Source organism: Mycobacterium sp. IDUB_3, from assembly GCF_055419585.1.
In genome coordinates this window covers 3482704-3500199 of sequence record NZ_JBVAXZ010000001.1, presented here as the reverse complement: position 1 = coordinate 3500199, position 17496 = coordinate 3482704, and the positions used below count along the sequence as shown (strand labels likewise).

At 67.7% G+C, this 17496-nt stretch carries 17 protein-coding genes; 2 read left to right on the top strand and 15 right to left on the bottom strand.

Annotation, left to right across the window (positions count from 1 at the left end; genetic code table 11):
• Positions 1 to 23: 23 nt before the first annotated feature.
• The 7 genes from ACZYVJ_RS16220 to fadD5 all read right to left on the bottom strand — a co-directional run bounded on the left by ACZYVJ_RS16220 (position 24) and on the right by fadD5 (position 9174).
• The gene (locus tag ACZYVJ_RS16220) at positions 24 to 1640 is read right to left on the bottom strand and encodes a virulence factor Mce family protein (RefSeq protein ID WP_463831959.1); all 1617 of its coding nucleotides are present in this window, start codon (positions 1638 to 1640) and stop codon (positions 24 to 26) included.
• Entirely contained in the window at positions 1637 to 3229 is a 1593-nt protein-coding gene (locus ACZYVJ_RS16215; RefSeq protein ID WP_463831958.1) for a virulence factor Mce family protein, read from the bottom strand. Before ACZYVJ_RS16215 ends, ACZYVJ_RS16220 begins: the two co-directional genes overlap by 4 nt.
• On the bottom strand, positions 3226 to 4266 hold the full coding sequence (locus tag ACZYVJ_RS16210; protein ID WP_463831957.1) for a virulence factor Mce family protein: 1041 nt from the start codon (positions 4264 to 4266) through the stop codon (positions 3226 to 3228). The genes ACZYVJ_RS16215 and ACZYVJ_RS16210 overlap by 4 nt, the downstream gene beginning before the upstream one ends.
• Positions 4263 to 5570 (bottom strand): MCE family protein, encoded by a 1308-nt coding sequence (locus ACZYVJ_RS16205; RefSeq protein ID WP_463831956.1) that lies wholly within the window; start codon positions 5568 to 5570, stop codon positions 4263 to 4265. Before ACZYVJ_RS16205 ends, ACZYVJ_RS16210 begins: the two co-directional genes overlap by 4 nt.
• Before the next feature lie 5 nt (positions 5571 to 5575).
• The gene (locus tag ACZYVJ_RS16200) at positions 5576 to 6445 is read right to left on the bottom strand and encodes an ABC transporter permease (RefSeq protein WP_463831955.1); all 870 of its coding nucleotides are present in this window, start codon (positions 6443 to 6445) and stop codon (positions 5576 to 5578) included.
• Position 6446: 1 nt separating this feature from the next.
• Positions 6447 to 7262, bottom strand: coding sequence for an MlaE family ABC transporter permease (locus tag ACZYVJ_RS16195; RefSeq protein WP_463831954.1), 816 nt, complete (start codon positions 7260 to 7262; stop codon positions 6447 to 6449).
• Positions 7263 to 7578: 316 nt separating this feature from the next.
• Positions 7579 to 9174, bottom strand: coding sequence for a fatty-acid--CoA ligase FadD5 (gene fadD5, locus ACZYVJ_RS16190; protein WP_463831953.1), 1596 nt, complete (start codon positions 9172 to 9174; stop codon positions 7579 to 7581).
• Between the two features lie 183 nt (positions 9175 to 9357).
• On the opposite strand from fadD5, the gene ACZYVJ_RS16185 reads away from it, so the two are divergent.
• The gene (locus ACZYVJ_RS16185) at positions 9358 to 10035 is read left to right on the top strand and encodes a GntR family transcriptional regulator (protein ID WP_463831952.1); all 678 of its coding nucleotides are present in this window, start codon (positions 9358 to 9360) and stop codon (positions 10033 to 10035) included.
• A gap of 23 nt (positions 10036 to 10058) precedes the next feature.
• Here ACZYVJ_RS16185 and ACZYVJ_RS16180 read toward each other — a convergent pair whose 3' ends face one another.
• On the bottom strand, positions 10059 to 10499 hold the full coding sequence (locus ACZYVJ_RS16180; RefSeq protein WP_463831951.1) for an SRPBCC family protein: 441 nt from the start codon (positions 10497 to 10499) through the stop codon (positions 10059 to 10061).
• Between the two features lie 96 nt (positions 10500 to 10595).
• Positions 10596 to 11072 carry an acyl-CoA thioesterase gene (locus tag ACZYVJ_RS16175; protein WP_463831950.1) on the bottom strand — a complete coding sequence of 159 codons (477 nt, stop codon included), beginning with the start codon at positions 11070 to 11072 and terminating at the stop codon, positions 10596 to 10598.
• Positions 11073 to 11086: 14 nt separating this feature from the next.
• On the opposite strand from ACZYVJ_RS16175, the gene ACZYVJ_RS16170 reads away from it, so the two are divergent.
• Positions 11087 to 12199: an alcohol dehydrogenase catalytic domain-containing protein gene (locus tag ACZYVJ_RS16170; RefSeq protein ID WP_463831949.1), complete on the top strand. Its 1113-nt coding sequence runs from the start codon at positions 11087 to 11089 to the stop codon at positions 12197 to 12199.
• On the opposite strand, the gene ACZYVJ_RS16165 is transcribed toward ACZYVJ_RS16170, so the two are convergent.
• The 6 genes from ACZYVJ_RS16165 to ACZYVJ_RS16140 are packed head-to-tail and all read right to left on the bottom strand — an operon-like array spanning position 12196 to position 17496.
• Complete coding sequence (locus ACZYVJ_RS16165; RefSeq protein WP_463831948.1) at positions 12196 to 13134, bottom strand: alpha/beta hydrolase; 939 nt, start codon at positions 13132 to 13134, stop codon at positions 12196 to 12198. The two genes, ACZYVJ_RS16170 and ACZYVJ_RS16165, sit on opposite strands and share 4 nt — an antisense overlap.
• Positions 13131 to 14654 carry a flavin-containing monooxygenase gene (locus tag ACZYVJ_RS16160; protein ID WP_463831947.1) on the bottom strand — a complete coding sequence of 508 codons (1524 nt, stop codon included), beginning with the start codon at positions 14652 to 14654 and terminating at the stop codon, positions 13131 to 13133. Before ACZYVJ_RS16160 ends, ACZYVJ_RS16165 begins: the two co-directional genes overlap by 4 nt.
• Positions 14636 to 15364 (bottom strand): SDR family NAD(P)-dependent oxidoreductase, encoded by a 729-nt coding sequence (locus ACZYVJ_RS16155; RefSeq protein ID WP_463831946.1) that lies wholly within the window; start codon positions 15362 to 15364, stop codon positions 14636 to 14638. The genes ACZYVJ_RS16160 and ACZYVJ_RS16155 overlap by 19 nt, the downstream gene beginning before the upstream one ends.
• Positions 15361 to 15771, bottom strand: a complete 411-nt coding sequence (locus ACZYVJ_RS16150) for a nuclear transport factor 2 family protein (RefSeq protein WP_463831945.1) — start codon at positions 15769 to 15771, stop codon at positions 15361 to 15363. Before ACZYVJ_RS16150 ends, ACZYVJ_RS16155 begins: the two co-directional genes overlap by 4 nt.
• The gene (locus tag ACZYVJ_RS16145) at positions 15768 to 16520 is read right to left on the bottom strand and encodes an HpcH/HpaI aldolase family protein (RefSeq protein ID WP_463831944.1); all 753 of its coding nucleotides are present in this window, start codon (positions 16518 to 16520) and stop codon (positions 15768 to 15770) included. The genes ACZYVJ_RS16150 and ACZYVJ_RS16145 overlap by 4 nt, the downstream gene beginning before the upstream one ends.
• 7 nt (positions 16521 to 16527) lie before the next feature.
• Entirely contained in the window at positions 16528 to 17496 is a 969-nt protein-coding gene (locus ACZYVJ_RS16140; protein ID WP_463831943.1) for a zinc-binding dehydrogenase, read from the bottom strand.

Sequence of the window (17496 nt, the reverse complement as noted above, 5' to 3'; positions counted from 1 at the left end):
GGGCCGACGGTTCAGCTTGCCCCTCACTGGCCACCTCCGAAGTCAGCGGGTGCCGCCGGGCCACCGGCGTTCGGCGCGGGCGCGGCGACCGGCGCCGGCGTCGGAGCGACCGGACCCGGGATCACCTCCGGCCCTGGCGGCGGCGGCGGAATCGGGACCTGCGGCGGGTTTTGCCCGATGACCGGCGCTATCGGGTTCTCGTCGTAGGCGTTCGGCGGGCCCGGCGGGGTCTGCAGGTTCGACTGGACGGGCGCGATGTTCGGTCCACCCATCAGCTCACCCAGCGAGTCCGGCGTCATCAGGCCCGCGGTGATCGGCCCGACCTGCTGGCCCTGCATGCCCGGGGCGACGATCCAGCCCGGCTGGGTATTGCGGTGCGACGTCGGGGTGTCCGGAACCCAGATACCCGGGACGGTGGTGTCCTTGTATCCGTTCGGCGGGTGCAGCCGATCCTCTGAGTAGGCGACTTCCTTGGGCAGCGTCTCGGCGGTGCTGAACAGGTTCAACCCGAACGGCGGGTAGTTGAACTTGATCGCGTCGAGGATCGGCGAGAGGTACTGCGCGCACAGTTCGGCCGACTCCTGGTAGCCCAGCCGGCTGCCGGCCTGGATCGCACTACAGATGAACTGCATCGGGTTCGCGAAGTTGGTGATCGACGGGATGGCGACCACCGAACCGTGCGACGGGTGATAGATCTGGTTGATGTTCGCCGCGGCCGTCGGCAGCACGTGCAGCGCGGTCTCCAGCCCGTTCAACGGATCCGGTTGCAGCAGCGCGTTCGTCGCCGTCTCGAGGTTGTTGATGTCGTGGGTCAGCACGCCGCGGTTCTGGTCCAGCCACGGGCGGACGGTGGTGAGCAGGCTGTCGAACTGCTCGATCGCGTTGGCCAGGTCGGTGTCGGAGTGCGCGAGCCGGGTGGTGAAGTCCGCCAGGTTCTGGTTGAGCGCCACGAACTGTTGGTCGTCGTTGTGCAGCGCGTTGACGAACAGCGCCAGGCTGCGCACCACCGCGAAGAAGTCGCCGCGACCCTCGTTCAGCGCGGTCAGCGCCTGCGACAGGCTGGTCAGCGTGGCGTTGAACTGCTTGCCCTTGCCGGCCAGCCCGTTGGCGAACGACTCGATGACCTCACCGAACGGGCCCTTCGGCTGTTCGGGTGTCGGGCCGAGCTTGGAGATGATGTTGGTGATGCTGTTGCGCAGCTGGTCCCACTCCACCGGCACCTGGGTGCGCTCTTCGGGGATCACCGCGTTGTCGGCCAGCACGGGCCCGCCCTTGTAGGCCGGCTCCAGCTGGATGGCCCGCGACGCCACCAGGGTGGGGTTGAGGATGACCGCCGAGGCGTTGGCCGGAACCCGGTACTGGTTCTCGTAGTGGAAGGTGACCTTCATCTTGTCGCCGACCGGCTCGATCTTGTCGATCGCGCCCACCCGCAGACCCATGATCTGGACCTTGTCGCCCGGGTACAGCGCGTTGGCCGCCGGGAAATAGGCCACCACGGTGTTGGTGGTCAGCTTCTCGTACAGCCGCCAGCCGACGTAGCCGACGACCAGCGCCAGGATCACCACCAGCGATCCGATGATCACCGATGCCCGAGACAGCCTCGGCAGCCGCAGGTTGCGGATGTCAAAGATGGTGCTCAATTCTGGCTACCTCCCCCCGCTGCGCCACTGCCTCCGGCTCCGCCGGGGTTGATGAACGGTGCCGGCAGTTGGTTGCCCGGTCCGGGCGGCGCCGCGGGCCCCGGCGGGAATCCCGGCGCGAACGTCGATGGCGGCGGCGGTGGTCCGGCCGGTGCGAGGTTCTCGGTGCGCGCACCCGGGGGTGCCTGCGCCGGCAACGGCACCGGTGTGCCCGGCACGTCGGGCGGCGGGTCACCCGGCCGGCCCGCGATCGGGATGCCCGGCGTCGGCGGCAGACCCGCGGGGTTCGGCGGCGACGTCATCACGTCGACCGGAGCCGGGAAGCCCGGCCCACCGAACGGGCCCGACGCCGCACCCGAACACGGCAACGGATTCCACGGCCGCGGCAGACCTTCGTCCCCGACGGTGACATTGCCGCCCGGATTGGCCGGCGTATACGAGCACGGCGATCCCGGCGGGATGGCCGGACCCGGGTGATCGGGCGTGCCCTCGAGCACCGGCGGCGCCGGCGGCGGCGCACCGTTGGGGAACCGCGTCCCGTTCGGATCGGGCCAGCGGTATTCCGGCAGACCGGCACCGCGCCAGAAGTTCTCCGGATCGATGCCGCGCTTCTTGAAGGCGGCGTCGACCCACGGCTGCGAAATCTGGTACAGGGCCAGGTTGTGCAGGACCACCTTGAAGAACGGTCCCGAGGCGATGGCCTCGTTCAGGGACGGCAGGAACTTGCCGACCTCGGTGAAACCGTTGGCCAGGTCGTCTTTGCGCTGCACCAGGATGTCGCTGACCGTGCGCAGCTGCTCCAGCACGTGGTTCAGGTTCGGGTTGTCGTTGATCAGGCCCTTGACCTGTTCGGAGAACGCCGCAATGTTGCCCAGCAGCGCGTTGATGGCCTGGCCGCGTTCGTTGAACGCGGCCAGCAACGTCTTCGTGTTGACCAGCAATCGGTCGATCTGCTCGCTGCGATTACCGAGGATGCCCGCCACCTGGTTGGCCTGGGCGAGTAGGTGCTTGACCTCTTCATCGCGCTTGCCGATGGTGTCCGAGAACTTCTCCACGCCTTCCAGCGCCGGGCTCAGGTGCGGATAGGTCTGGTCGATGGTCTGCGACAGCACGTGCAGCGACTGCTTGACGGTGTCGATGTCCCAGCCCTGGGCGGCCTTGGTGACGTCGAAGAAGGCGTCGTAAATCTGGTAGGGCGTGGTGCTTTGGCCGATCGGCAATGTCGCGCCCGGCCGCAGCGGCTGGTTGCCGCGCGCCTCCAGTTCGAGGACCTTCTTTCCGAGGATGGTGTCGGTCTTGACCGCGATCCGGCTCTCGGTGCCGAATGTTGCGGTGCCGGCGTTGAATTGGACCACGATGTGGTCGCCGTCGATCTTGAGGCCCTCCACCTTGCCGACGTCCACGCCCGCGATGCGCACCTTGTCACCTTTGCTGAGGCCGCCGGTGTCGCTGAACTGCCCGTAGTAGTGCGGTTTGGCCATCAACATCGGGACACTGGTGAAGCTTTGGCCGACGCCGATCACGAGCACCGTCACGACGATGCCCATCAGCCCGATGCGGATCCGGTTGGGTGGTTCCAGTGTTCTCATTGCGGCGTGCACCTACCCGTCGGCTGCTGGAACAGCCGGACCGTGCGGACCGGGCCACCGGCCTGCAGACCGTTGATCTTCAGGGTGATGTCGCAGGCGTAGAAGTTCACGAAGTCCCCGTAGGAGCCGATGGCGCGCCCGATCATGTTCAACGCCGTCGGCACCTTCTTGAGGTAGTCCTGTAGTTGGTCTTGCTGGTCGATCAGCGGCTGCTGCACCGCGTCCAGGTAGTTGATCGTCTTGTGCAGCAGGCCGCGATCCTCGGCCAGCAGGTCGGCAACCGTCCCGGCGGCATTGCTGATGTGCGCGGTTCCGTCGGCCAGCTGGTCTTTGTGGTCCTTCAGACCGGTGATCAACACCTCGAGGTTGTTGATGGTCTGGTCGAACTGCTGGCGATGCCGAACCGTCGTGTCCAGCACGATGTTCAGGTTCTTGATGACCTCGCCGATCGCCTGGTCGCGCTCACCGAGCTGGCTGGTCAGCTGCGCGGTCTGGTCAAGGATGTCGTTGATGGTGCCGCCCTGGCCCTGGAAGACGGTGATCAGAGCGCTGGCGATGGTGTTGACCTTCTGCGGGTCCAGCGCCCGGAACAGCGGTTTGAACCCACCGATCAATGCGTCGAGGTCGAGCGCCGGCTGGGTGCGCGCCAGCGGAATGAACCCGCCGGCCGGCAGGACCTTGTCAGCGCCTTCGCCTTGACCGCGCTTGAGCTCCAGGTAGCGGTTACCGATCAGGTCGAGGTAGCGAATCTGGGCGGTCGTCGACTGGTACAGCTGCACCGAGCGGTCGACGTTGAATTTCACCCGCGCCCGCTTGCCGCCGTCGGCCAACTCCACCGTGTCGACCTTCCCGACCTCGACCCCCGACGCGCGGACGAACTGGCCCGCGCGCAAGCCGCTGACGTTGGTGAACTCTGCCGAGTAAGCGTTGGTGCGGTCGAAGCGCATCTGACCGAACACCACGATGATCATCACGGTGAAGATCAGCAGCACCACCGAGAAGATGCTGAGTTTGACAATGGTTCCGGTGATTTTCATGGGTTGATCGTGTTATCCCCTACCTGGCGTCCCCAGACGTACTCGATCGCGTACGGCGATCCGGTGTCCAGGTGGTTGTACGGCGCGAGGCTGTTGCCGGAGTCCATCACCAACTCCGGTGCGGGCCACAGGTCGTGGGTGAGCGGCTGCCAGCAGCCCGGCGCGCCGCCGGGGCCGCCGCGCGCGTTCACCCGCGGCAGGTTCTCCGGGTAGACGTAGGGGTTGGGCGCGCCGCCGATCAGGCCGGCGGCTCCGCCGAGCCCCATCGTGAGCGCGGCGACGGCGACCAGCGACAGGGGGTTCGCAACCAAGCCCAACCCTGACAGCGCCTGGGTGTGGGCGACCAGCGAATAGCCGTTGCCGCCCAGGAACGAGGCGGCCTTGGGCTCGATATCGTGGTAGTTGCGCACGGTGCAGAACAGCTCGGGGCTGTAGGTGTCCAGCAGCTGCGCGGTCGGGACGAGGTCTTCGGCGCCGCGGGCCAGATACGGCCCACCCTTGTTGAACAGCTCCGCCCCGGTGTTGCCGAAACCGGCCGCCGACAACAACGCCTGATCCAGATCCTTCTGCTGGGCGTTGATCGTGCGCGAGGTGATCACCGCATTATTCAAAAAGTCGAACAGATCCGGCGAGGCGTTCGCATACGTATCCCCCAGCGCCGCCAGCCCCTGAATGTCCTTGCGCGCCTGCGGCAGCTGCGGATTCACATCATCCAGCAACGCATTCGCGTTCGTCACCGACTGGCCGAACTTCTCCCCCAACCCCGTCAACGACTGTGCCGCCGCGCTCAGCGTCAGATTCAGCTTGACCGGATCCACCTTCTCCGCGATCGAGGTGATCGTCTGGAACAGCGTGTTGATCTCGGTGGTCACCGACCGTGCATCGATCACCGTGTGCGTCGAGATCTTCTGCGGAGACGGGTTGGCCGGCGTCGTCAACGACACGTATTTACCGCCGAACACCGTCGTCGCCTTGATGTCGGCGTTGACGTTGGACGGGATCAGCTTCAGGTATCGCGGATAGACCTCGAGGGTGAACTTGGCGGCCGGCTTCCCGTCCCGCACGGTCTCCGAGATCGACCCCACCCGGCCGATCTCCACCCCGTTATAGGTCACCTTCGAACCCGGATCCATCACCAACCCGGCCCGCGACGCCAGCATGGTCAGCTGGGTCTTAGGCGTGAAGTTGCCCCGGAACTGGCCGTAGATCAGCGCCAGCGCGAGCGCGCCGACGACGAGGATCGCGACGCCGGCCAGTTTGTACGGCGGCGTCCGCGGGGCGTTGGTCTGGATCGGTCGGGACATGGCGGTTACACCGTGAGCGCGAAGTTGGGGTTGACGCCGTACAGCGCCAACGCGGCGGACAACACGACAACCTGGACGGACACCAGTGAGAAGCGCATCGAGCGGCCGACGGCCTCACCCACACCGACCGGCCCACCGCCGGCGTTGTAGCCGTAGAAGCAGTGGGTGATCATCACGACCGCGGTGATGATGATCGCCTCCAGGAACGACCAGAACACGTCGTCGGGACGCAGGAACGTGCGGAAGTAGTGCTCGTAGGTGCCGTTCGACTGTCCGTAGATCACCGTCGTGGTGATCTGTGGGGACAGGAACGTCATGATGATCGCCATGGAATAGATCGGGATGATCACGACCAGCCCGGCCATGATGCGGGTGGACGCCAAGAACGAGATCGATTTGATGCCCATCACTTCCAGGGCGTCGACCTCCTCGCTGATGCGCATGGCGCCCAGCTCCGCCGTGGCGCCGGCGCCGACCGTGGCGGCCATGGCGATGCCGGTGACGACGGGCGCGGCGATGCGCACGTTGATCAGCGCGGCGAAGAAGCCGGTGAACGCCTCGACACCGATGTTGCCCAGCGAGGCGAAACCCTGGATGGCGACCAGCGAGCTACCGGACAGCGTCACGAAGCCGACGATGGCGACGGTGCCCCCGATGACCGCCATGGCGCCGGTGCCCATGCCGATCTGGGCGATCAGTCGCAGGGTCTCTTTGCGGTAGTTGCGCAGCGCGTGCGGGATGTGGCCGACGGCGACGGTGCCGAACCACGCCATCTGGCCGATGTCGTCGAGGCCGCGGGCCGCGGCGAGGCCGTAGCGGTTGAGGTTCTCGGCCGCGCGCGGGAAGCGGGCGCGAAAGACGGCGGAAGTCGACATGTCAGTGCCCCGTCCCGAACCGCACGCCGATGGTGGTCAGCACCACATTGACGGCGTAGAGCGCGACGACGCAGAGCACGACGGTCTCGTTGACCGCGGTGCCAAGGCCCTTGGAGCCGCCGCGCACGGTCAGGCCGCGGTAGCAGCCGACCAGGCCGGCGATCAGGCCGAAGACGGCGGCTTTGATCGTCGCGATGATGACCTCGGGCAGGCCGGTGATGGTCGTAAGGGTGGCCAGGTAGGCGCCGCCCGACACGTTCTGCAGGTAGACGCCGAACAGGTAGCCGCCGACCAGGCCGACGGTGATCACCAGGCCGTTGAGCAGGGTGGCGACCAGGGTCGCGGCGATCACGCGGGGCACCACCAGCCGGTGGATCGGGTCGATGCCGAGCACTTCCATCGCGTCGATCTCTTCGCGGATGGTGCGGGCACCCAGGTCCGCGCAGATCGCGGTCGAGCCGGCGCCGGCGACCACCAGCACCGTGGTCAGTGGGCCGAGCTGGGTGACGGCGCCGATCGCGGCGCCGGCGCCGGACAGGTCGGCCGCGCCGAACTGGGCGAGCAGGACGTTGAGCGTGAAGATCAGCAGCACGGTCAGTGGGATCGACACCATGATGGTCGGCAGGAACGCCACCCGCATGATGAACCAGCATTGCTGGATGAACTCCTGGAACTGGAACGGCCAGCGGAACAGCGCCCTTCCGGTGAGCACGCACATCCGGAAGAATCCCCCGACAAGCGTCAGGGGCGTCTCCAGTTGGTCGCGTACATAGCTGACCAAGTAGGGACCCCGCCGACTTGTCGACGATGAAGTCACCGCTGCCCCCTCTGGCCGTCACCGCGCGCCTTCTGGCGTCGCGGCGGATCGTCTAGCACGCCTCGCCCCCTCACCGTCCCCCGCAAGCGGGCGGCACCCCCAGTGCGGCCGGGGGTGCCCCACCTCGCCCCGGCATGATGCCTGTGACCATCGGCTCCCTACTGGCAAGTAGTAACGGAGACCACAGGAATGTACCCGATGGCCAAGCACGTGTGAACCGCATCTGCACAATTAACCCTTCGCCAACAGCTGGCAAACGTTACAGCTCCCGTCCACTTTCCTTTCTGCTCCTAAAATCTCTTGCCCTAGAATGGATTTAGTCGATTTCTCCGACGCCGTAGCGAACCCGCAGTTCAGTCTTGAGCACCTTCCCAGCAGGGTTGCGCGGCAACGCATCGACGATCTCGAGCGCCTTCGGGTGCTTGTACCGCGCCAGCCGCTCGGTCAGAAACTCATCGAGCTCATCGAGCCGTAAATTGTCGCCCGCGACAGCGGCGACCGCGATGGGCACCTCACCCCACTTTTCGTGGGCACGGCCGATCACGGCGACCTCGACGATGCTGGGGTGGCTGGCGAGGACATTCTCCACCTCGGCGCAGTAGATGTTCTCACCGCCGGAAATGATCATGTCCTTCTTGCGGTCGACAACCCACACGTAGCCGTCCTCGTCCATCCGGACGAGGTCGCCGGAGTGAAACCAGCCGCCGGCGAACGCTTCCGCCGTGGCCTCCGGGTTGTTCCAGTAGCCGCTCATCAAAGTCGGTGCGCGGTAAACGATTTCGCCGACCTCGCCGGTCGGCACATCGTTCATGTTTTCGTCGACGACGCGGGCGGCCACGGTGGGGATCACCTTGCCGACCGAACCGCGTTTACGGATGGCGTCTTCGCCCAGCAACATGCACGTGACCGGAGACATCTCCGTCTGGCCGAACGCGGCCAGGATCTGGGTTCCAGGGAATCTCGCCGACATCTCCCGCAGCAGCGCGTCGGGAGCCGGCGCGGCGCCCCACGAGATCACCCGCAACTTCAGGTCACGCGGTCGGGCGTGCTGTTCGGCGCAGACCGCCTGCCACTGGGCGGGCACCAGAAAGATGCCGGTGACCTTCTCCGCGGCGAGCACGTCGAGCAGCTGGCCGGGTTCGAACGCCCCGAGCGGGTAGATCACCGTCGGGATGCCGAGTAGCACCCCGGTCAGCATGTTGCCGACGCCGGCGATGTGGAAGAACGGCACACCGATGAACCCGACGTCGTTGTTGATGTCGGCGCCGTTGGTGTACAGCCCGGTCATCGTCTGGCCGGTCAGATTGGTGTGGGTCAGCACGGCGCCCTTCGGCCGCCCGGTGGTGCCCGAGGTGTACATGATCAGCGCCGGCGAGTCGTTCGGGATGTCGACGGGCTGGTGCTCAGCGCCGGGCTCGTCGATCAGGTCCTCGTAGCCGAGCACGCTGTCATCGGTCGCGCCGCCGGCGACCACGATGGTGCTCAGCAGCGACTCGATGTCGCGGACTCCGGTGGCCACCGGCGCCAGTACGGGTTCGGTGATGATCACGCGGGCTTCGCAATCCTGAACCAAGAACGCGATTTCGGGCGGGGTGAGCCGGAAGTTCAGCGGGACCGCGATGGCGCCGAGCATGTTGGCGGCCAGTACCGACTCGACGAACTCGGGGCGGTTGAGCATCAGGATCATGACCCGGTCGCCGAAGCCGACACCCCGGCGGCTCAACGCGTCGGCCAGCGCCGTCACCCGGTCGTGCAGGTCACCCCACGTCAGGGTTCTGCCCAGGAACCGCAGCGCCGTCGCCTTCGGCTGCATCAGCGCATGCCGCTCCAGCTGGTTCACCCAGTTCTGTCGACGGGCCAGGTACGGCTGCTCGTTTGCCTGTGTCTGGTGGTTCGCCAATTGCGCGGTCAAACTCGGCACTCCCCTTCACTCGCGCACCGCTTGCGCCAGGTTGATATTTGATAAAACTTCGTGTTGTGTGGGTCACACTATGGCGTTCACGGTCTACTGACAAGTCCCGGTTAACGCCCGTCAAAACCTGAACCCCGTCCCGCCAAGCCCACGAAAGCCCTGGCAGCCCCCGTGAACGCACCGATGTCAATGCAGCCGAGGAGTCGGCGGCCGCTGCGTCGGGCGCAGTTGTCCGACGCGGTGGCCGGTCATCTGCGGGCGGCGATCATGTCCGGCAACCTGCGCCCGGGGACCTTCATTCGGTTGGACGAGACCGCGGCCGAGCTCGGGGTCAGTGTCACCCCGGTGCGCGAGGCCCTGCTGAAGCTGCGCGGCGAGGGCATGGTTCAGCTCGAACCGCACCGCGGCCACGTCGTGCTGCCGCTGACCCGGCAGGACATCGAGGACATCTTCTGGTTGCAGGCATCGATCGCCCGGGAGCTGGCGGCCGCGGCCACCGACCACATCACCGACGCCGAGATCGACGAGCTGGATCGGATCAACGACTCGCTGGCCACGGCGGTGGGGTCCGGCGACGCCGAGACCATCGCGGGCATCGAGTTCGCGTTCCATCGCGTCTTCAACCAGGCGAGCGGCCGGATCAAGCTGGCCTGGTTCCTGCTCAACGCGGCGCGCTACATGCCGGTACTTGTTTACGCCGCCGACCCGCAGTGGGGAGAGGCGGCGGTGGACAACCACCGCCAGCTGATCGCCGCGCTGCGCCGCCACGACACCGCCGCGGTGATCGAGCACACCGTGTGGCAATTCACCGACGCGGCGACCCGGCTGATCGAGATGCGCGACCGCACAGGGATCTTCTAGCGGCCCGTCGCCGCCATCTTCGACTAGCTCGAAGCCAGTTGCTCGGCGCGCTGCTTGAGGCTTTCGACCAGATGGTCGAGCACGTTGTTGAGGAGTTGCTTCACCATCGGCGCCGGAACCGGCATCGAGGTTTCGACGTCCAGGTCCACCGTCAACAGGCTGGATGACCCCATCGACACCACGCTGAACAACTGCTCCTGCTTGGTGAACAGGTCGCCCTGCTGCAGGACGGTCTGGATCTGGTTTTCCCCCGGGTAGTACACGGCCTGGATGAACATGCTCTGCATGCCCTGGTAGTCGGTGTCGAGCCGCAGCTGGCTGGGGCGCCCGTCGTCGTAGCGGGCAAGCACCCAGAGGCCCTTGATCTCCTCGTTCCAGAGCGGGTAGGCCTCGAAGTCGCCGACGATCTTCATGATCAATGCGGCGTCGGCGTCCACCTCGACGGTCTTGCTCATGACTGGCATGCGCGAAGCATAGCCGGGCCGGCGGCGCGTCTTCGCAGCGCCGTCGCGGCCCCGTCCGGTGTCGAAAGCCCTGGTGCCGCGCCGTTATTGGTCGACTTATCGATCCACGGTGGCCGTGGCCAGCAGCGCGCGGACGGCGTCGGGAATCGGGACGGACTTGCGGGTGACCCGGTCGACGTAGACGTGCACCCAGTGCCCCAGCGCGGTGACGGGTTGCGCCGTGTTTTCCGCGGGGTCGGCGCGGAACACGCCCAGCCGGTAGGTGACGCTGCTGCGGCCCAGCCGCGTGACGGCCAGGCCCACTGTGAGGTTCTGCGGGAATTGCAGTTCGGAGAAGTAGCGGCAGCCCGATTCGGCGACGATGCCCAGGGCGGGCGTGGTGATCGGGTCCAGCCCGGTGCCGGTGTTGATCCAGGCGTTGATCGCGGTGTCGAACAGCTGGTAATACACGGCGTTGTTGAGGTGGCCGAACATGTCGTTGTCGGCCCACCGGGTTCCGACCGGCCACAGCACCGGAAAGTCGTTGCTGGTCAGCCCGTCCGGTGCGGGCGGAACTACGGAAGCCGACGCCATGGTTGTATTCCAACATGCCTTCAATCCGGGGCGCGGTACTGGAGCACATCGGGTTACCGCGGCCCTACGCGCAGTCGCGGCCGATCGCCATCACCCAACTCGATTTGGCGCCCCCCGGGCGCGGCGAAGTCCTGGTCCGCGTCGAGGCGGCCGGCGTCTGCCACTCCGACCTGTCGGTGGTCGACGGGAACCGGGTGCGTCCGCTGCCGATGTTGCTCGGCCACGAGGCCGCCGGGATCGTCGAGCGGGTCGGCGAGGGCGTCGACGACCTGGCCGTGGGTCAGCGGGTGGTGCTGGTGTTCTTGCCGCGGTGTGGCCATTGCGCGGCGTGCGCGACCGACGGCCTGACGCCGTGCGAACCGGGCAGCGCGGCGAACGGTGCGGGCACCCTGCTCGGCGGCGACATTCGGCTCAGCCGGGCCGGGCACCCGGTGTTTCACCACCTCGGCGTCTCGGGTTTCGCGACGCACACGGTCGTCAATCGGGCCAGCGCGGTCGCGGTGCCCGGCGACGTGCCGCCCGATGTCGCCGCGCTGCTGGGCTGCGCGGTGCTCACCGGTGGTGGCGCGGTGCTCAACGTGGGGCATCCGCGGCCCGGCCAGACGGTCGCCGTCGTCGGACTCGGGGGTGTCGGGATGGCGGCGCTGCTCACCGCGCTGACCTATGATGACGTCCGCGTCGTCGCCGTCGACCAGCTGCCGGAGAAGCTGGCGGCCGCCCGCCGCCTGGGCGCCCATGATGCCTACACGCCGCAGCAGGCCACCGACGCCGGGGTGAAGGCCGCGGTGGCGGTCGAGGCCGTCGGTCATCCGGCCGCGCTGGAGACCTCGATCGGGTTGACCGCGCCCGGCGGGCGGACCATCACGGTGGGTCTGCCACCGCCCACCGCGCGAATCAGCGTGTCGCCGTTGGGTTTTGTGGCCGAGGGCCGATCGCTGATCGGCAGCTACCTCGGCTCGGCGGTGCCCAGCCGGGACATTCCCCGTTTCGTCGAGCTGTGGCAGTCGGGCCGGTTGCCGGTGGAATCGCTGGTGTCGTCGACGATTCCGTTGGACGGCATCAACGAGGCGATGGACAACCTGGCCGACGGCACCGCCGTGCGGCAGCTGATCAGATTCGACGGTTAGTCGTTGTGCAACGCGGCGGCCAGGGCATCGCCCTGCAGCGCGAACAGTCGCTGGGAGCCCGCCCAGTCCGGCAGCAGCGAGTCGAAACCGTGGCAGCTGCGCGCGAAGACGTGCAGCTCGGCCGAGACCCCGGAGCGCAGTAGCAGCAGCGCGTAGTCGACCGCCTCGTCGCGAAACGGGTCGATCTCGGCGCAGGTGATCAAAGCCGGTGGCAGTCCGGCGAATTCGCCGCGCCGGGCGGGCACCGCGGAGTCGAACGCGCCGGCCGGGCCCAGGTAGTGGCGCCACATCAGCTCGGCGGCCTCGCCGTCGAACGCCGGGCTGGTGCGGAATTCCGCCTTCGACGCGGTGGCCCGATCGTCGAGTACCGGTTGGTGCAGCAGCTGGAACACCACCGGCGGCGCTGCCCCGTCAGCGGCCCGCTGCGCCAGGCACGCGGCCAGGGCGGCGCCGGCGCTGCTGCCCGCGACCGCCAGCCGCGCCGGATCCACTTCGAGCTCAACCGCATTCGCGGCCACCCACGTCAGCACGGCGCCCGCGTCATCGAGGGCCGCCGGGTACGGGTGTTCGGGGGCAAGCCGGTAGTCGACCGAAACCACAGTGCAGCGGGCGCGGCGCGCAAGCTCCACGCACTGCACGTGATCGGTGTCGAGGTTGCCCAGCGCGAAACCGCCCGCGTGGCAGAACACCACCGCCGGCGCCGGGCCCGCGGGCCCACCGCGATAGATGCGCACCCCCACGTCGCCGGATTCCGCCGGCACACTGGCCTCGACGATCCGGACCCCGTGCGCATCGGTCTGCTCGGCGGTCAGCCGGCGGCGTTCGTTGAACGGCTCCCGGGTGAGTTGGATTGCGGCCACGGAGAAGTCGGTGCGTGTCGTCGCGACCTCACGCAGCGCGGGATGCAAACGATCGGCGCCGTCCAGCCCGGTCACCGCACGCCCCGCTCCGGCGCGGCGACCGCGTCGTGCGACGCCGGCGTGACGGGCGCGGTGAAACTGAAGTCGGCGGGGGTGAACCTGCGCGTCATGCTCCAGAAGGCGCGAGCGCTGCGCGGCCACTGAGTGACCACGCGCCCGTTGGGGGCGCGGAAGTAGTTGCTGCACTGGGTGGTCCAGACGGTACCAACCATCCATCGATCGATCTTGGCCACGAAGTCGGCCAGCGCGGCGGGCCGCACCGCGACGTAGCGCCTGCCCCTGCGCCGCAGGTATTTCAGCGCCCGCACGATGTAGCGCGCCTGGGCCTCGAGGATGAAAATGACGCTGTTGGAGCCGACATTGGTGTTGGGTCCGTACAGCATGAAGAAGTTCGGAAATCCCGGCACGGCCATGCCGAGGTAGGCGTGCGCCCCGTCTTGCCATACCTCCCGCAGGGTCATTCCCCCTTCCCCGGAAACGTCCAGTTCCGCGAGATAGTCGGCCGCGGCGTAACCAGTGGCGCAGACCACCAGGTCCACCTCGCGTTCGGTGCCGTCGGCGGTCACCAGGGATCTGCTCCGCAGGGCGCGCGCCGGGCTGGTCACCACCTCGACGTTGGGCCGGGTCAGCGCGGGCAGGTAGTCGGAGGAGAACACCAGCCGCTTGCAGCCCATCGGGTGCTCCGGAGTGAGCTTGCGACGCAATTCCTGGTCGTCGACCGCCTTCTCGAGCAATCCGAGCGCGACGGCCTTGAATTGCTCGGTTTCATCGCTGCCGTGTTCGATTACCGCGATGTTGGATTCGCTGCGTAGCCACAGCCGGGCCCGGTAGAGCTTCTTGGCGAACGGGAGGTGCGCGAACAGCCAGCGTTCGCGCTGCGTGTAGTGCCGGTCCGGCTTCGGCAGGATCCAGGTCGGCGACCGTTGCACCGAATAGACCTTGCCGGCGACCTTCGCCAGTTCGGGGATCAGCTGGGAGGCCGTCGAACCGGTGCCCAGCACGGCGATCCGCTTGCCTTGCAGAGGTATCGAGTGGTCCCATCGTGACGAGTGCATCACCGTCCCGGTGAACGGCTCTTCTTCGGTGAGATCGGGAAGCAGCGGCCGGGTGAACAGCCCGACCGCCGATACGACGACGTTGAAGCGGTGCCGCTCGCCGGACGCGGTGGTTAGGCACCACAGCTGGCTGTCCGGATCCCATTGTGCCGCTTTGATTTCGGTGCGCAGCCGCAAATGCGGACGCAGACCGTACTTGTCGGCGCAGCGCTGGAAGTAGTCCAGGATCTCGGGCTGCCCCGACCACAGCCGCGACCAGTCGGCGTTCAGGTCGAACGAATAGGAGTACAGGTGCGATTTGACGTCGCACGCCAGCCCTGGATAGGTGTTGATTCGCCAGGTGCCCCCGACGCCGTCCTCCCGGTCGAAGATGGTGAACCTGTCAAAGCCGGCCCGTGACAGCATGATTCCCAGCGCGAGGCCACCGGGCCCGGCACCGATGATGCCGACCGAGATGTCGCTCATCGGATCTGCAGGCATTGCCCACCGTCGATGATGAGTTCGGAGCCGGTGATGAACGACGCCTCGTCGGAGACCAAAAAGGCCACGGCGTCGGCGACTTCACCGGGCTCGCCGATCCGCCCGTACATCGACGCCTCGGCCAACCGCGTCTGGGTCACCTCGTCGAGCATCGATGTGGCGATCGGTCCGGGGAAGACAGCGTTGACGCGGATACCGGAGGGCGCTAGTTCGGCGGCGACGGTCTGGGTCAGTCCGCGCAGCGCCCACTTGGACGACCCGTAGGCGCTGTGCTGCGGGAAGGGCCGGATCGCGCCGGTGCTGCAGATGTTGACGATGGACGCGCTCGACGCCTTCTGTAGTTGTTCGAGCGCCGCGCGCATCCCGAGGAACGGGCCAAGACAGTTGACCCGCCAGGCGGTTTCGAAGCCTTCGGCCGTCTCCTCGGTCAGCGACGCCCGATGCAGCGCACCCGCGCAGTTGACCAGCGTACTCAGCGACCCGAAGCGCCCGACGACCTGCACGACCACGGAGTCCCACTGCTCCGGCGAGGTGACGTCGAGTTCGATGGCGATCACACCGTCGTCGCCCGCTTCGCCGACCGCGGCGCGGAGTTCGTCGATTCGCCGGTCGCACGCGGCCACCGCAAAGCCCTTGTCGCGCAGGCGGTTGGCGATGGCCCAGCCCTGTCCGCCGGCGGCGCCGGTCACCAGTGCTACGCGTTGGTTCATGCTGGACTCGCCTCGGGGCTGTTGGCCAAGCCGGCGCTGGTGACAAAGCGGCAACGGCGCCGCGCGAAGCGCCACTGCCCGGTGGTGCGGGTCAGCTCGTCGTCGTAGATCCCGGGCCGCAGTTGCAGGTCGCCCGCACGAACGAACAGCACTTGCGATCTGGCGCTGGCCCACTCCCCCACGACCTTGATCCGCGCGCTGCCATTCAGGTGCAGGCCGCGGGCCGCGGCGCGGAACATGCCCGCGATTGCGTCATGGCCGGCAAAGGTCTTGCCGTAGACCAGGAATTCGCCATCGGGGGCGAACAGCTGCACGCAGTCGTCGACGTCGCCGACGTCAAGCGCCAGGGCATAATCGGCGAGCAGTTCGCGGATCGCCGCCTCGTCGTCGCGAGCGTCGTCCGTCATTGCGTCGCCTCACGCAGGTGCCCCGCGGCGCCGCGTCGCAGCGCCTGTGACTCCGCGGCCAGGGTGATCATGCCGAACCCCAGCTGCGCCATGGCATGTCCCGTCTTGCCGTCCCCGGCGTGGATGCCGGTGACCAGGCCCGCGTCCGACGCCGCTCGATGGATGCGCACGATCGCGTCAAGTACGTCGGGATGCCGGGTGGCGCCGACGACGCCGGCGCCCAGTGAAATGGCGAGATCGGCCGGGCCGACGTAGATTCCGGTAAGCCCGTCGACGGCGCAGATCTCGTGGATGCCGGCCAGCGCGGCCGCGGTCTCGATCATCGCGAACACGCCGACCCGCGCTTCGTGTGCGGCGGGGTCGTGGCCCAGGCTGGCGCGCAGCGGGCCGAAGCTGCGCAGGCCGCGCGGTGGGTAGCGGGTGGCGGCCACCGCGGCGGCGGCCTGGTCCGCCGACTCGATCATCGCGATGACGACGGCGTCGGCGCCGGCGTCCAGCACCCGACCGATCGGCGCCGCGTCGGCGTTGGGCAAACGCACCACCGTGCCGACGGGAATGTGCTCGGTGCGGCGCAAGATGCTGGCGATATCGGCGTCGTCGAGATAGCCGTGCTGCGCGTCGAAGCCCACGTAATCGTAACCGGCGCGGGCGAATTCCTCGGGTCCCAGCGCTGTCGGTCCGGTGACCCAGCCGCCAAAGATGGGGGTCTTGCGGCTCAGCGCCAGCTGCAGGTTGCTCGGCGAAGTCATGGTCGACTCATTCGGCGATCGCGATCTTGATGCGTTCGGGGACCGGCCGGCAGGCCAGGTCGAAGGCGTCCTGCACCCCGTCGATGCCGAACGTGTGGGTGAGGTAGGCACCGAGCAGCCAGGGGTGCTCGGCGGCGAACTTGCCGGCGAGCTCCAGCATCCGCCGGCGGTCCAGCGTCACACCGGATTTCAGGGTCAGGTTGTTGCGCAGCATCACCCGCATGCTGATCGGATACATTTCGTCGTCGGCGACGCCGAAGTAGAACACGGTGCCGCCGGGGGCCGCGGCGTCGATGGCGTGATTCAGGGTGGCGACCTGGTGGCCAACGGCCTCGACGACGACGTCCGCGCGGTCGGTTGGTGCGAGCTGACTCGCCCAGCGGTCGCTGGTGGCGCGCACCGGGTCGTCGACCCCGAAAGCCCTTGCCAGATCGTGGCGATCGATCGGGTCGACCCCGGTGACCCGCCGGGCGCCCGCCGCCTTGGCGACGTAGGAGAACAACAGGCCGATCGATCCCTGGCCGATGATAGCGACGTGCCTGCCGGCCAGGTCGCCGAGCTGCTCGCACGCGTAGAGGACGCACGCAAGCGGTTGCAGCCCGACCGCCTGGGCCGGGGTCAGCGCCGGATCGTACGCCGCCAGCCCGTCACCGTCGCTGACGACGCGTTCCATCATGCCGTCGAATCCGGATGCCCAGCCGACCACGTGATCGCCGGGGCGGTGCGCCGGGTGCCGGCTGGCGATCACCTCGCCGGCGACCTCGTGGATGGGGAAGCCGTCTTTCTCGGGGCCGCTTCGGCCGTCGTCACCGGGGATCCGTCCCCTGGCTCCGCGAAAGGCCGGCAGATCGCTGCCACAGACGCCGGCGGCCGAAAACCGCAGCAGCACCTGACCGTCGGCCAGGCACTCGGGCGTCTTGTCGTCGATCGTGGTGCGCTCGAACAGGTACGGGGCGACGATCCGGTGCGACCACAC

Bases quoted from the DNA above. Each gene is read 5' to 3' on its own strand.
- ACZYVJ_RS16170 (WP_463831949.1), top strand. From the start codon at position 11,087: ATGCCTTCAATCCGGGGCGCGGTACTGGAGCACATCGGGTTACCGCGG.
- ACZYVJ_RS16155 (WP_463831946.1), bottom strand. From the start codon at position 15,364: ATGAACCAACGCGTAGCACTGGTGACCGGCGCCGCCGGCGGACAGGGC.
- ACZYVJ_RS16185 (WP_463831952.1), top strand. From the start codon at position 9,358: ATGTCAATGCAGCCGAGGAGTCGGCGGCCGCTGCGTCGGGCGCAGTTG.
- ACZYVJ_RS16160 (WP_463831947.1), bottom strand. From the start codon at position 14,654: ATGCCTGCAGATCCGATGAGCGACATCTCGGTCGGCATCATCGGTGCC.
- ACZYVJ_RS16145 (WP_463831944.1), bottom strand. From the start codon at position 16,520: ATGACTTCGCCGAGCAACCTGCAGCTGGCGCTGAGCCGCAAGACCCCC.
- ACZYVJ_RS16215 (WP_463831958.1), bottom strand. From the start codon at position 3,229: ATGAGAACACTGGAACCACCCAACCGGATCCGCATCGGGCTGATGGGC.
- ACZYVJ_RS16205 (WP_463831956.1), bottom strand. From the start codon at position 5,570: ATGTCCCGACCGATCCAGACCAACGCCCCGCGGACGCCGCCGTACAAA.
- ACZYVJ_RS16200 (WP_463831955.1), bottom strand. From the start codon at position 6,445: ATGTCGACTTCCGCCGTCTTTCGCGCCCGCTTCCCGCGCGCGGCCGAG.
- ACZYVJ_RS16150 (WP_463831945.1), bottom strand. From the start codon at position 15,771: ATGACGGACGACGCTCGCGACGACGAGGCGGCGATCCGCGAACTGCTC.
- ACZYVJ_RS16180 (WP_463831951.1), bottom strand. From the start codon at position 10,499: ATGCCAGTCATGAGCAAGACCGTCGAGGTGGACGCCGACGCCGCATTG.
- ACZYVJ_RS16210 (WP_463831957.1), bottom strand. From the start codon at position 4,266: ATGAAAATCACCGGAACCATTGTCAAACTCAGCATCTTCTCGGTGGTG.
- ACZYVJ_RS16175 (WP_463831950.1), bottom strand. From the start codon at position 11,072: ATGGCGTCGGCTTCCGTAGTTCCGCCCGCACCGGACGGGCTGACCAGC.